Source organism: Micavibrio aeruginosavorus (assembly GCF_051245535.1).
In the GTDB taxonomy this organism is placed as follows: domain Bacteria; phylum Pseudomonadota; class Alphaproteobacteria; order Micavibrionales; family Micavibrionaceae; genus Micavibrio; species Micavibrio aeruginosavorus_D.
Genome location: NZ_CP195303.1, coordinates 2,060,194 through 2,073,444, shown reverse-complemented (window position 1 = coordinate 2,073,444; position 13,251 = coordinate 2,060,194). Strand labels below are relative to the sequence as shown.

The 13,251-nt window shown below is 55.9% G+C and carries 15 protein-coding genes; 8 read left to right on the top strand and 7 right to left on the bottom strand.

The genetic code is table 11. The annotated features are described in order from the left end of the window. Window positions 1-3 precede the first annotated feature (3 nt). Genes ACSC94_RS10055 through ACSC94_RS10045 form a run of 3 tightly spaced genes read left to right on the top strand, consistent with a single transcriptional unit; the run spans window position 4 to window position 1,517 of the window. Window positions 4-417, top strand: a complete 414-nt coding sequence (locus ACSC94_RS10055; RefSeq protein ID WP_435640705.1) for a hypothetical protein — start codon at window positions 4-6, stop codon at window positions 415-417. 12 nt (window positions 418-429) lie between these two features. Next, a complete protein-coding gene (locus tag ACSC94_RS10050; protein WP_435640704.1) occupies window positions 430-1,044 on the top strand; it encodes a hypothetical protein in 615 nt (204 codons plus the stop codon). Next, entirely contained in the window at window positions 1,044-1,517 is a 474-nt protein-coding gene (locus tag ACSC94_RS10045) for a hypothetical protein (protein WP_435640703.1), read from the top strand. The genes ACSC94_RS10050 and ACSC94_RS10045 overlap by 1 nt, the downstream gene beginning before the upstream one ends. A gap of 86 nt (window positions 1,518-1,603) precedes the next feature. Here ACSC94_RS10045 and ACSC94_RS10040 read toward each other — a convergent pair whose 3' ends face one another. Both ACSC94_RS10040 and rho read right to left on the bottom strand, forming a co-directional pair. Beyond that, the gene (locus ACSC94_RS10040) at window positions 1,604-2,047 is read right to left on the bottom strand and encodes a hypothetical protein (protein WP_435640702.1); all 444 of its coding nucleotides are present in this window, start codon (window positions 2,045-2,047) and stop codon (window positions 1,604-1,606) included. Between the two features lie 412 nt (window positions 2,048-2,459). Continuing rightward, window positions 2,460-3,716: a transcription termination factor Rho gene (rho, locus tag ACSC94_RS10035; protein ID WP_435640701.1), complete on the bottom strand. Its 1,257-nt coding sequence runs from the start codon at window positions 3,714-3,716 to the stop codon at window positions 2,460-2,462. A 482-nt stretch (window positions 3,717-4,198) separates the two neighbouring features. On the opposite strand from rho, the gene ACSC94_RS10030 reads away from it, so the two are divergent. Together ACSC94_RS10030 and ACSC94_RS10025 are read left to right on the top strand one after the other, a co-directional pair. Continuing rightward, window positions 4,199-4,849, top strand: a complete 651-nt coding sequence (locus tag ACSC94_RS10030; protein ID WP_435640700.1) for a hypothetical protein — start codon at window positions 4,199-4,201, stop codon at window positions 4,847-4,849. Between the two features lie 32 nt (window positions 4,850-4,881). Further along, on the top strand, window positions 4,882-5,538 hold the full coding sequence (locus ACSC94_RS10025; protein WP_435640699.1) for a hypothetical protein: 657 nt from the start codon (window positions 4,882-4,884) through the stop codon (window positions 5,536-5,538). Between the two features lie 52 nt (window positions 5,539-5,590). On the opposite strand, the gene hemJ is transcribed toward ACSC94_RS10025, so the two are convergent. The 4 genes from hemJ to ACSC94_RS10005 all read right to left on the bottom strand — a co-directional run bounded on the left by hemJ (window position 5,591) and on the right by ACSC94_RS10005 (window position 9,066). Next, window positions 5,591-6,037: a protoporphyrinogen oxidase HemJ gene (gene hemJ, locus ACSC94_RS10020; RefSeq protein ID WP_435640698.1), complete on the bottom strand. Its 447-nt coding sequence runs from the start codon at window positions 6,035-6,037 to the stop codon at window positions 5,591-5,593. Next, complete coding sequence (hemH, locus tag ACSC94_RS10015) at window positions 6,038-7,132, bottom strand: ferrochelatase (RefSeq protein WP_435640697.1); 1,095 nt, start codon at window positions 7,130-7,132, stop codon at window positions 6,038-6,040. Window positions 7,133-7,137: 5 nt separating this feature from the next. Beyond that, complete coding sequence (hemE, locus tag ACSC94_RS10010) at window positions 7,138-8,232, bottom strand: uroporphyrinogen decarboxylase (RefSeq protein WP_435640696.1); 1,095 nt, start codon at window positions 8,230-8,232, stop codon at window positions 7,138-7,140. A gap of 393 nt (window positions 8,233-8,625) precedes the next feature. Next, the gene (locus tag ACSC94_RS10005) at window positions 8,626-9,066 is read right to left on the bottom strand and encodes a hypothetical protein (protein WP_435640695.1); all 441 of its coding nucleotides are present in this window, start codon (window positions 9,064-9,066) and stop codon (window positions 8,626-8,628) included. A gap of 170 nt (window positions 9,067-9,236) precedes the next feature. On the opposite strand from ACSC94_RS10005, the gene ACSC94_RS10000 reads away from it, so the two are divergent. The 3 genes from ACSC94_RS10000 to ACSC94_RS09990 all read left to right on the top strand — a co-directional run bounded on the left by ACSC94_RS10000 (window position 9,237) and on the right by ACSC94_RS09990 (window position 12,794). Next, window positions 9,237-9,863 carry a hypothetical protein gene (locus tag ACSC94_RS10000; protein ID WP_435640694.1) on the top strand — a complete coding sequence of 209 codons (627 nt, stop codon included), beginning with the start codon at window positions 9,237-9,239 and terminating at the stop codon, window positions 9,861-9,863. A 323-nt stretch (window positions 9,864-10,186) separates the two neighbouring features. Continuing rightward, a complete protein-coding gene (locus ACSC94_RS09995; protein ID WP_435640693.1) occupies window positions 10,187-11,593 on the top strand; it encodes a DUF6782 family putative metallopeptidase in 1,407 nt (468 codons plus the stop codon). Between the two features lie 70 nt (window positions 11,594-11,663). Continuing rightward, a complete protein-coding gene (locus tag ACSC94_RS09990; RefSeq protein WP_435640692.1) occupies window positions 11,664-12,794 on the top strand; it encodes a DUF6782 family putative metallopeptidase in 1,131 nt (376 codons plus the stop codon). 73 nt (window positions 12,795-12,867) lie between these two features. Here the strand turns inward: ACSC94_RS09990 and ACSC94_RS09985 are convergent, their stop codons facing one another. Further along, window positions 12,868-13,128: a DUF4282 domain-containing protein gene (locus ACSC94_RS09985; protein ID WP_435640691.1), complete on the bottom strand. Its 261-nt coding sequence runs from the start codon at window positions 13,126-13,128 to the stop codon at window positions 12,868-12,870. Between the last annotated feature and the right edge of the window lie 123 nt (window positions 13,129-13,251).

Sequence of the window (13,251 nt, the reverse complement as noted above, 5' to 3'; positions counted from 1 at the left end):
ATCATGCAAAACGATCACGATACAAACACAGACACGGATATCGATTTCGCTGCCGCCATCGATCGGCTGGATACGCTGAACGCGCAAATCCGCCTGCATGAAACACGCGTGCGCCGATTGAGCCTTTACAATGTCATGACGCTGGTCCCCGCCCTGAGCACAGCGGCCGCAGCGGCAACCACTTTGCAAGTCTACAACACCGCCAAAGACACGGATGTCGTAACACCCGCTGTCCCCGCGTTTGGTAGCGTGACATTGGTGTTCGCCTTCATGGCGGCGGTGCTCTTTGCCAAGCGCCAAGGGCTTCACACCGCCGTCAAAAACGGCACGGCCCAATATCAACAAAACCTGAATGAAAAAGCCGCGCTGCTGGATGTTCCGGTGGAAACATTCAAACCCATGACCCCGCGCCGATAAAGGTTCCGCACAATGTCCAACACCCCGCCCGACGATGTCCATACAGACGTTCCGTCCCTGCGCGCTGATTACGCACGGCTGCGCGAATTGCGGGCTGAACTGGATCGCCGCAGCGCCCTGCGCGACGATTTTCAAAGGTTCGCCTTCATCACAGCCGTTTTACCTTTCGCCCTTGTGGTGGGTATGAAGGGGACCGCCGAAAAAACCGCGCACGAAAACGCCCAGAACGCCAGTGGAACATTCACCGCCGCCTTTGCCGCCAGCGCCCGTGATTATGCGGCGTATGACACCCTGCAAAAGCACATCATCCCGACAACCCGGGACAAGGCTTGCATGGAGCAGAACACCACACGCCCATCCGCTGAAAAAACATATGTTCTGGATGGGGATGCGGCCCTGAAATGTTTGAACGACTACGATCCCGTGCATGACCACGTACAGGCGAAAGACCGTATCGTGCGCGACCCGACGACATGGTTTTTGGGCTTTCTTATTCTGGCCTCGTTGTATGCCATGCCCGGCGCGTATCGCCGCCACAAAGCCCACAAACAGGCGCTTGTCACCTTGCGCGATGAACACGCAACATTAAAAGCCAAAATCACCAAAACACTGGAAGGCCCGCTATAATGGACCCCAAAAGACTTCGCAGCGCTTTTCGTTTTAAAGCCATTGGCAATTTTGTGTTTGGCCTGTCGGCCAGCGCCGCCGTGATCGGCCCGGCATACAGCGTGCCCACGCTGATGGCGCAATGGTCAAACGCCGCCCAGATTCAAAATTTTGCCGATCGTTTTTCTGAAACGCAAGGCACCGAGGCTGATTATCGCCGCGTGCAAACGCGGCTGGAATTTGAACGCGAAGGCCCGCTGCCCACATCCATCGGCCATTGCTACGCCGCCAGCACAGACGGCGGAACGTTGCACAAATGGCCGTTTCTGGCCTGCCTGAACACCGAACAAACCGCCGTGAACCGGGCCGCCGGGCAGCGGGGCACGATCACCATTCTCAGCACCTTCCTGTTCGCCTGTGGCGGACTGGCCGGATTTGCGATGGCGCAAGGGGCGGGACGTGTCATGCGACGGGAACTGGACGGGCCGCAATAATTCGCGCTCCCATTTGAAAACAACAAATCCCCGCCGCACAACAATGCCGGCGGGGATTTTGTTATTGGTGTGCGGGATACGCAGGATTAACGCTGATCCTGCAACTGCGCGCGGCAACGGCGATATTCCGACAGGGCCAGCGCCTGTGAATTGCCAACGCCATCATCGCGCACCGTCCATGCGCCAAACGCCATGGTTTCGGCTGGGGGCGCATTGCGGGATGTGCGGCGTTTGGGTTCCGACCCCAACGCGAAACGCAGCCCCACCACAACGGACACCGCCCCGGACTCACCCTCTGACCGACGCGTTTGATCCATGGCATAGGCCGGATTTTCACCCGTCGATTTATACAATAACGGCTGGCATCCATCCGCCGTCGGCAAGGGCAGCTTCAGCGAAAACGGCATGATGGCCCCCGCCTCGGTGTTGGTCGGGGAACTGGTTTCAAACGCCCGCGCCGCCTTGGCCGGGGTCAGCAGCAGCGCCATAAACATCAGCACCACAAAGGTCACAGCAATTTTTTTAATCATGTCATGTGCGGACACCGGCGCGCGAACGCCACGCGAGGTCCGATAAAAAGGGGAGATACGAGATAAGGAGATTTTCAACATGATACCCACCACTGAAAAAAAGTCGCAGGCCAAGGCATCGGGCCAGAACGGTCCGGTACAACAAAGCGCGCGAGAAATGAAAGAAGAGATACACTACCTCTTATTATCCTACGGCGCGCCGCGGTTTTCCGTCCAATCCTTTCGTTTCGAAATTGATCGGTAACTTATTAAAAACAAAGGACAATTTTATATAAATTCGCCTGTGGCGAGATTGTGTCACCCTAATGTACAGGGCGCATGCTGCACTTACCGTGTGGCACAAATTCGCAGAACAAAAAAACGCCCCGAATTTGCCGGGGCGTTTTCACAATTGGATTGATAGAAAAAATTTCTACTGGTTCATGGCCTGGAAGAAATCGTCGTTTGATTTCGTGTCCTTCATCTTGTCCATCAGGAACTCGACAGCATCGGTGGTGCCCATCGGGTTGAGGATACGGCGCAGAACCCACATCTTGGACAAAGTGCCCTTGTCGACCAGCAATTCTTCTTTCCGGGTGCCGGATTTCTGAATGTCGATGGCCGGGAAAACGCGCTTGTCGGAAATCTTGCGGTCCAGAACGATCTCGCTGTTACCGGTGCCTTTGAATTCTTCGAAAATAACCTCGTCCATACGGGATCCGGTTTCGATCAGGGCCGTGGCAATGATGGTCAGCGATCCGCCCTGTTCAATGTTACGGGCCGCACCAAAGAAGCGTTTCGGGCGCTGCAGGGCGTTGGCATCCACACCACCGGTCAACACTTTACCGGATGATGGGACAACGGTGTTGTATGCACGGGCCAGACGGGTGATGGAATCCAGCAGGATGATCACGTCGCGTTTATGTTCGACCAGGCGCTTGGCCTTTTCCATGACCATCTCGGCCACCTGAACGTGGCGGGCCGCCGGCTCGTCGAAGGTGGAGGAAATAACTTCACCACGGACCGAGCGGGCCATGTCCGTCACCTCTTCCGGGCGTTCGTCGATCAACAGAACGATCAGATACGCTTCCGGGTGGTTGGTGGCGATGGAATGGGCGATGTCCTGCATCAAAACGGTTTTACCGGTCCGCGGCGGGGCCACGATCAAGGCACGCTGGCCGAAACCCAGCGGGCTGACCAGTTCGATCACACGCTGGGACATGCCCTTTTTCGTCGGGTCCATCAGCTCCAGCTTGATTTTCCGTTCCGGATAAAGCGGGGTCAGGTTGTCGAAGTTGATACGGTGGCGGATCTTTTCCGGACCCTCCCCGTTGATCGAGCCAACCTTCAGCAAGGCGAAGTAGCGTTCGGAATCTTTCGGGGCACGAATTTCGCCCTCAACAATATCCCCGGTCCGCAGGCCGAAACGGCGCACTTGCGAGGGGGAGACGTAAATATCATCCGGGCCCGGCAGATAGTTTTCTTCCGGGGAGCGCAGGAACCCAAATCCGTCCTGCAGCACTTCCAGAACACCGGCACCCGCGATGGGCACCCCTTCCTCGGCAAGCTGCTTCAAAATGGCAAACATCATGTCCTGTTTGCGCATGGTGTTACAGTTATCGAGCCCCAGCTCCTCGGCAAAAGCGAGCAATTCGGCTGGGGAACGGGTTTTCAGTTCTTGCAGGTTCATGCAACATTCACCTTAGTTGGCTTGGTTAAGCTGAAAAAATTCTCTGAGAGGGAAAAGTCTGGGGGATGTGGGCGACCCGCTTGGTTAATCTGGGGTCTGGCGTCCGTTTTTTAAATCCTGATGGCGCTTTCGAGCTGCCGTTTCTCAATTATTCCATGGGGTTGTTAATTTTGTCTTGATCCCGGTCTGGTCTAAACGGCCATCTGGCTGTCTTGCTTGCGGCCGCACCACTGTTCACTGGCCGCTATTCACTGGTTTTATCAAAAGACGGCCCAAGGCTGTTCGTCGTGAAGGCGTCTCAAAAAAACCGGCAATGTGTGGGATGTATTCGTCAAAGACAGGGCTTTTATACCCAAAAGGGGCAGGTGCGTCAAGCTTTTGTGCCGCCTGATTAAATTCCGCGCCCTTGCGGGGTGGTTTTTATTGACAGGGCCGGGCCCCGTCGGCATAGTTCCCATAATATTTTTCAGGGGTACGCCGCAATGACCGTAAAAGCCAAAACACAGACCACGCACCAGACAGATCAATCCGATCTCGCCTTCGGCATGCTGGCTCTCGATTTTGGCCGGGTGCTGGCTGTGCTGACCGGAGCCAACGGCCTGCCCATGCGGCAGGAGGTCGATCACAATGGCCGCTATACCCTGACCGCCCTGCCCGGCAATGAAAACGATGCCAAGGGCCGCCCCCTGCGCCACGGCCTGTTCCACATTTTGCACAACATGCAAAACTACGCCTCCGTCCGCAACAACCCCAACGATCTGGTGGTCGAGGCCGCGGCCCTGACCATTCGCGCCAAAACCCTGCCCGCCCTTCTGGTGCTGTTGCAGGAAATTGCGAATGAACGCGGCCTGGTCGTCGATAACGCCGATGATGGCCAGCACGAAAGCCTGAGTGCGGTTTTTCAGGAAACCGTTCAATTCATGCTGGAAAACCAGCCCAACCTGCTGCTGCTGGTGCCCGCAACCAAAACCTATGACAGCACCAGCGCGCTTTATGCCCATATCTGGGATTTGGTCAGCGCGCCAGAAGCCGACCGCAGCATCGTGCATTACGGCGTCGGCGAAATCCGCGCCGCGTTGAGCGCGACCAGCAAGCAGAAGGACGAAACCGTGCCCGTACTGCGCATCCATTAAATAAAAAATAAAAAACCAAGGGAGGGACAACCATGACCACAAACGATCAGGCCCAAAAACCAACCACCGCCCAAAAAATGATCGCCGCGTCCTTTGGTGATTTGCTCGGCCACCTATCCGGTGCCCGCAAAATGCAGGTTCATACCGCAACGAATGAACAGGGCTGGACGTCCATCACCTTCATCCCCACGCGCGATATGGCCGAAATCAATCGCCACGCTTTGTACATGACGCTCAGCGATATTCAGGACAATCCATGCGTCAAAAACAACCCGGACCATCTGGTTGTTGATGTCACGGCGCTGAGCGTTCGCGCGTCCAATCCGCATGCCCTTGTCGCCCTGCTCAGCGCGGCGGGTGCGCAGAAAAACACGCGGGTCGACAACACCCCCGAACGGGCCCATGCGGGCGCGGCCATGTCCGGCACCTATGAATTGACCGACGCCTTCCGCCAGCAGGCCCGCAATGTCCTGCAAAACGCCCCGGCCATTGTGGCCCAGCTTCCAGCCATGATGAACTATGCCAACGAAGATCAGCTTTACCGCCATGTCTGGGACATCATAAACGGCATGGGCAATGACATGGTGCATGTGACCTATTCGGTCAGCGACATTCTGGCTGCGCTGGAAGCGGAAGAACCGCGCAAAGGCTTTGGCACCACGCCAGCCCCGGTTTTGTACGTTCACTAAAATAAAAAACCCCGGACCAAGATCCGGGGTTTTTATTGGGTTTTGTGCGTTTTTAGAACGGCTCCGCCACCGCCATAATGACAATAATGACCATCAACAGCGTCGGGGCTTCATTCCAGATTTTGTAGAATTTTGCCGGCTTGGTGTTTTCGTCGCGCTCAAACACTTTGCGCCATTTTGAAAACACGCCGTGCAAACCGAGCATCAGGATAATGGCGGCCATCTTGGCGTGCATCCATCCCTGTTTCATCAGATCCGGGTTGGCCCAGATCATCAGCACGCCAAACACCAGCGATGCAATCATCGCCGGATTCATAATGAAACGCAGTAAACGGCGCTCCATCACCTTGAATGTTTCGCTCTGGTTCGATCCCTTGGGCGCATCGGCGTGATACACGTAAAGCCGCGGCAGATACAGCATCCCCGCCATCCACGCGATAATCGCGATGATGTGCAACGCCTTGATCCAGAGGTAATAGGTCAGCAGGAAAGAGGCCATTTATGCGGCTTTCTGTTGTGATTTGTGATTGATGAGATCTTGCCCCCGCCGTTGGCAGCATTGCGAAAATTCCGCCGGGCAGATGGGTGGCTGATTGTCGTGCGCGGCGATTTTTTCACCACTCAGGCGCAAATCAATTTGCCGCGCTAATCCGGCAATAAAATCCGGCGCATCCATCACGGTGGGCACGCGCGCGAAATAGGGCAGACCCAATTCATCGGCCTTGTGGCGATATTCGATTTCAATTTCAACCAATGTTTCCACGTGTTCGCTGACAAACGCGTGCGGATACACAATCACGCCGACTTTATCGCGGCCCGCTTGCTCCAGCGCCTCATCCGTCGATGGCCCAATCCATTTCAGGCGGCCCACACGGCTTTGGTAACAGGACATCCAATCGGCATCGTCCAGCCCAGCGGCACGGACAATCGCGGCGGCGCTTTGTTCGCATTGCCATTGATACGGGTCGCCGTCTTTGACAACGATTTCGGGCAGGCCGTGCGCGGAAAACAAAATTCGGGGGGGGTGTCCGGCGGCAATCGCCGCATCATACGCCGCGCGCACATGCTTGGCCGACGCTTGCACAAAGCCCTCTTCTGTGGGGTAACAGCACAACAGGCTTTCCGGTTTATCCAGCCCGATGGCATCCGCCGCCTTGCGCCATTGCTGCAAAGAAGACCATGTTGTCGTCGTTGAAAATTGCGGATAGAGCGGCACCAGAACGATGCGCTCCGGATTATACGCGGCCACGGCGCGGGCGGTTTCATCGCTCATCGGATGCCAGTACCGCATAGCGATAAAGCATTTCCAGTCTTTCGCGCCCTGTGTGTGTTGCAGGTGATTTTGCAGGGCATTGGCCTGTTTTTGTGTGTTTTCCAGCAACGGCGAACGCCCGCCCAGAAACCCGTATGACGTTCCAGCCTCGTTCTTCGTGCGCTTGTTGGCAATGGATCGCGCAATGAACGCGCGGACCGGCAGCGGCGCGCGGATAATGTTTTTATCCATGAAGAAGTTCAGCAGGAACGGGCGAATGGATTCCGCTTTATCCGGCCCGCCCAGATTAAACAAAACAACGGCGATTTTTTCCTGTGTCATGGTCTTTACGCTTTGCCTGAAGAATATTCACGCACCAGTGAAACCAATTGCGCCACATGGTCCGGCGGTGTTTCCTTGATGATGCCGTGGCCCAGATTGAACACGAACGGTCCGCCGGACAAATTGTCCAAAATGGCCTGCACATTATCGCGCATCGCATCACCGCCCGCCAGCAAACAGACCGGGTCCAAATTGCCCTGCACGCACGCCAGCGGCTGCAAACGCTGCGCCGCCCAGCGCGTCGGCACCATCTGGTCAATGCCGATGGCGTTGACGCCCGTGCCTTGCACGTAATCCAGTGCCAGGCGGCCCGCCTGACGCGGAAAGCCAATCACCGGAATGTCCGGGTGCGATGCGCGGATCAAATTCACGATGGTTTTTGCGGGCTGAATGCAATAGCGGCGGAACAAGGTTTCATCGCACACGCCCGCCCAACTGTCGAACAATTGCACGGCTTCGGCCCCGTGATCGATTTGCTGGATCAAATACGATGCGGTGGCTTCGGTGATCAGGTCGATCAGTTGCCCAAACCCTTCGGGGTCGCTGTAGGCCCATTTTTTCGTTTCGGCAAAATCGCGCGATCCACCGCCATCGACCATGTAGCACGCAATCGTCCACGGCGCGCCCGCAAAGCCGATCAGCGCAGTGTCCGAAAACCCTTCGCTGTTCAACTGCGCCCGCACGGTGCGGATGGTTTCGTAAATCGGGGACAGGGTTTTTTCAAAACTGGCGAAGGACAACCGCCCCATCTCCGCCGCGGATCGGATCGGGTCCAGACGCGGCCCATCCCCTTCACGAAATTCCAGATGCTGGCCCAGCGCCTGTGGGATAACCAGAATATCGGAAAACAGAATGGCGGCATCCATGCCGAACCGGCGAATGGGTTGGATCGTCACCTCGGCCGCAAAGGCTGGATTGTAAACCAGATCCAAAAACCCGCCCGCTTGCTTTCGCAATTCGCGGTACTCGGGCAAATAACGGCCCGCCTGTCGCATGAGCCATAGCGGAGGTACCGTTTGCGCCTGACCGGTCAACGCACGGATCAGCGGCTTTCCTTGGCCCGGTAAACGGCTGTTCTGGATCTGGGTCTGGCTGATCATCGGCTCGCATGCTTTTTTGAGATTTCTGGCTTGGCTCAAGACTGTCCAATCGAGTGAACAATAACTTTAATAAAGAAATTTAAAAGGGTTTTAGTAGATAGTAGGTCCTGTGAATTATGGGGATTGCATTCTATCCCGCGACTTATTCACAAGGGTGTTAACACGCCAATAGCTGTATTAACGCTTTGGTAACGATTCCATCCCCGACTCCAGCCCATTCGTTAAAAAGATCTTAACAGGGTGGCAAGCCGGTGTGATTCAGAGGGGTCAGCGGGGGCAAAATGGGGCCGGACTCTTCCCCACAAGGTTGGACCCCGATTCCCCCACAAACTTATCCCGCGAACATCCGGGGAACGTCGCGGGAGGAAGGCTGAACGAGGGGCGGGAAGGCGATCAAGCCTCTTCGAGTGCAAGCGCGGCCCCGGCCCCGGCACTTTCAAAGACCAATTCGAAGCCAATGGCCAAATCCTGCGCCACCACTTTTTTATCGGCGCTGCGGGGCAGGCTGATCCTGTAGGTTTTGCAGGCATCGAACAAAATGTCCTGTAACACATCGTCCGAAACGATAAATCCGGCCATTTGTTCCTTTTTAAACAAGCCCGTGGCGGCGGCGCGGAACATCACGCCGTCAATTTGTTTGCGGGCGTTGAATAACGGGCGGAACCGCGCCTGAATATCATGGAAGGACCGGTGGAAGTCGCGGGTATGCATAACGTCCAGAATCCGCACATCGCGGGAATCCGGAATTTTCCCGATCAGGGGAACGGCGGCATCCAGCAAGGCAGGGGCAATTTCGTGGAGATAAAACAAAATCTCGCGGCGCTCATGAGGCATTGGCTGAAACTCTAATATATCGTTTTACACTAATATAAACGTCAAATAGGGCTGCGTTTGTCATAGACAAGGGGCTAGGGTCAGGTTTCCGCGCAAAAGGCGCGGTTTTTCTGGTTTTGGGCCTCTGCCCCAGCTTGTCGGCCTGCGCAAACCTGTCTAGAATCCCGGCCATGTTTCGTGATGCATTTCAAAAACTTGATCGGCTGGAAATTGAAAACCTGATGGGGGCGGTGAACCCGCTTCTGGATGGGGCGGCCTTTAACCCGCGGACCGTCACGGTTTTAGCGGCGGAATTGTCGTTTTATCCCGGTTGGCGGTTGCTGGATCTGGCCGATCACGAGGTGGTCCCGGCCCGCCGTGTCCATATCCTGTACAATCCGGACGCCAGCCAGCCGCTGCGGATTCTGGATTGGACCAACGCCCCGATTTACGCCCTGAACCGCGCCGCGCCCCTGACGCTGAAGGATGACCGCGCCGTCGTTGATTATGTGCGCTTCTTCTTCGCCTATGTCCGGGGCCGCCATGGGCGCTTTATCATTGCCGAAAATGTCGACGACATCATCTGGAAAGAAGACCCGCCACAGGCCGCACGCAAAGCGATCGGCAATCTGCTGGAGCCTGTGCGCCTGACGGGTCAGGCCAAGGACGGGACCAAGACATTGGTCGTTCGCATGATCTTCAAGGACAGTCTGTTCCGCTCAACGGTACAGGTCGCCCCCGATGGCATGGTCAGCCTGACCGATGAAGAGCTGGTGGTCGAAGATATGCCCGTGGTTGATGACTTGCTCGGCCAATAAATTGGCCTTCGGGGACGATTTGTCCGGCCAATAAATCGATCTTCGGGGATGATCTGTCCGGCCCATAAACCCGACTCTGCCCCCCTTTCCATCCCAAAACCCCCGATTTCGCGCGGCCTGAGGCCGGGTGATGATGCGTATGTTCAGATATTAGGGAAAATTACTCACCTAACCCTTTGTCTAAGAAGGGAAAAATATTTTCAAAAAACCATCCCCTTGGTTAGAACTCATTAACTTCGCCCCCGCATAATGGACCCATACCGCTACATGGGGAATGTGCGGATCAAAACGGGCGCAAAGCCCACAAAACAATGGTTTGGTTCATGGGTACGAAGTCACATAATGGCCGGGGCGGGGGCAACGGCACCACCATCGAAATCTTGCAACAGGATGATTGCCGCGTTGCCTATACGTTGAACAACGCCCAACCGGTGCGCTGTTCAATCATTGGCGACCAGCCGCTGTTCTATATGGATTTTGAAGGCGACATTGAAGACGAGCTGGAGTTTGCCAGCGACGGCTATTCATCCATGGGCGGCTCCTATGGCGCTGATCCTTTCAGCATTGATGAAATTGAACGCGGCGTTGCCGCGATGAAAGACCGCCTGATGGCGGCGGATGCGGCGTTGTCCGAACCGGGCTTGCCGCAATTGCGCATGGAAGAATTTATGAACGAGATGCGTGCCGCACTCGATCCGGAACTGGAACCCGCATCCTGCAGTGAATTTGATCTGCGCGCCCTGCGCGCCGCTTTGGAAAAAAGCCGCGTGGCGCATGCCTATCTGTTGCTGGGTGAACAATTTGGTCTGGGTCTGCATTTTTCGGAACAGACCGACACCGCGCATTATGACCGCGACGCCAATGCGATTTTCCTGAATCCGCGCCGTGACCGCACGGATCAGGTGTTGCTGCTGGCCCGCGAACTGCGCCGCATGTGGCAGCACCGCAACGGCGCGCTGTTGCATCCGCTGACCTTCCACCCGGATCAGGCCATTTTGGTCAACCGGGCCCAGATCGCCGATCTGGCCGCGTCCACCATCCGCGTGGCGTGGGAACTGCAACTGGCGGGCAACCGCGATCCGTGGGAACGGTTGGAGGAATCCTCCATGGCCGATCTGGCCCGCGCCTTTGCGCGTGAAGCCTATCTGGATTTCCGCACCATCAATAATGGTTCGGCGTCGGCGGCTGTGTTTGAAACATGGTTCCTGTCCGATCGTTGCCGCATCGAAGACCGCACATTGATCCAGCAAATGCTGGCCGATTATCAGGGTTATGTCTTTGCTGGCGAAGATGCCTCGCGCACCATCACCACCGATCTGGTGCTGGCGCTGGGCACGATGCCTTTCGGCAAAAATTACCTGGTCTCTTTTGTCCCTACCATCCTGTCCGACGCCATTTTTACCGAGGTGCGCGACCGCTCGAATGCCAATTTCCTGTGGTTCATCAAGTTCGAGCGCTCCTTCCGTGAAGCGGAACAGGAATTGCAAACGTCTGAAACCATCCAAACCGGTGCAAATTCTGCCGCCGGAATTACAAAAAATAAAATGGATGGCGACAAATATGAAAAGACGGCAGCAAACATTATCCGTTTGCCCGGGGCGGACCGCGCGTCCGGTTCCGGCAACAACCTTCCGGCCAGCAATGGTGGAAACCGGCGCGCAAGCGGAGCTGGTGGAGCCGATATTGTTTACCTCCAGCCCGTCTCTGCAGAAGACGAGCGCGGGTTGTGAGTATGAATTGATCGATCTGACGGGGAATTCTCCCCGTTGGATGGATGACGATGTGTGTGGATCTGATTCAATGAAGTCCGAGCGTTTAACGCGCAAAACCCATCTGAAACGCCTGCATGGCCGCGACCTTAACCGCGATGTCGCCCACCCCCATGTTTATGATTTGACCCATTCCACGGGCGATGCCGTGACGTTGCTGGCTGGTCCGAATGCCGTGCCGTCCGTGCGGATGATGCCGTGCTTCTGGCCGCTGGCCGCCGTGCTGGCCGAAGCCGATCAATGCGATATTGATGGTGTTCAGGAACGCCCGTTCGCGTTCAAAACCGACCGCGATGTTCTGACCTGGTGCGCGATGATGGCGGGGGAAAGCCCGCTGGTGCGCGCGTTGATGCTGGATGCCGAAGATCATGGCTGGTCCGTTGGTCTCGACCATCTGGGCCGCGAAGGCTACTACATCGATGTGGCTGAACGCCTGATCCTGATTGATCGTTTTGGCATGAATGTCGATGCGCTGGGTCGCTCGGCGTTCTTCCGCAATGCGTTGCTGACCACCTTTATCCGCGCCTTGCGCGATGTCTGGCACGAAAACCGTCTGGACGGATCGGAAGAAGATTTCGCCCCCGACCAATATCTGATGCTGGAACGCGTACGCGCGGCCGATTGCGATACCGTGACCATTCTGGCCGGCTGGGAATTGCGCGGGGCGGGCTTCGCCGAAATCTGGCGTCATATTCTGGGGTCAGAAGAGGGCGATATGGCCACCATTTTCACCCGTTTTCTGGAACGCGATCCGGGCGCCTTGTTCAACGGCGCGGTTCTCGCCTACACCTTCCGCCAATGGTATGCCGATACGGCCCGGGTGGATGCCAGTGACCATGAAACACTGGAAGTTCTGGACGATGTCTTCCTGAACGATGATATCACCCCGTCCTTTGGCGCGGACAAGGTCACTCCGGCGGTGATCGAAGGTCTGGCCATTCTGCCCGACGGCACCGCGTATTTGTCCGGTCTGGGCGATGGCATCCTGAAGGACCCGTTCTTCGCGGGCCTCAGCGACCCGATCAACCAGACCCATCTGTTCCACATCATGTACGATATGGAAGTGGTGATGGTGAACAACGTCCCGTTCCGCGACGCCGACCTGGCCCGCCTGATCTTCCCCGAAGGCGATCTGGTCCGCCCGGCCACGCCGCGGGGGTAAAATCCAATAGTATTTAAAAAAGCCGTGCTGGATTATGTCCAGCACGGCTTTTTTATTTCAATGGCTGCATTGTTTAGCTGCGGTCTGCGATCTTTTGAATATTGCTATTAATCTGGAATAGAACGATCAACAGCTCACACAATATACGCACGAAAAGCCCGCCAAGAACCAGAACGACAAGGCTAGCGATAACCTCACCCTCTAGAATTAGGCCACTCGCACCAAGCACGACACCAAACATCAACAGTAAGTAGACAAAGTTGATAATGATTGGAGTTAGCATACTGTCAAAATACAGAATTGCACTCAGTTTGGGTTTTTGCTTTTCGTTCATTGCGTTTATCCTGACTGGGAAGAGGGTGATAATTTTGAACATGGTAATCAAGAGTGGATCTCTTGTCTTTAGCTCGACATATTACATATTGACCCTTTGTTGGGGCGTTGAAAACCCGCCCTT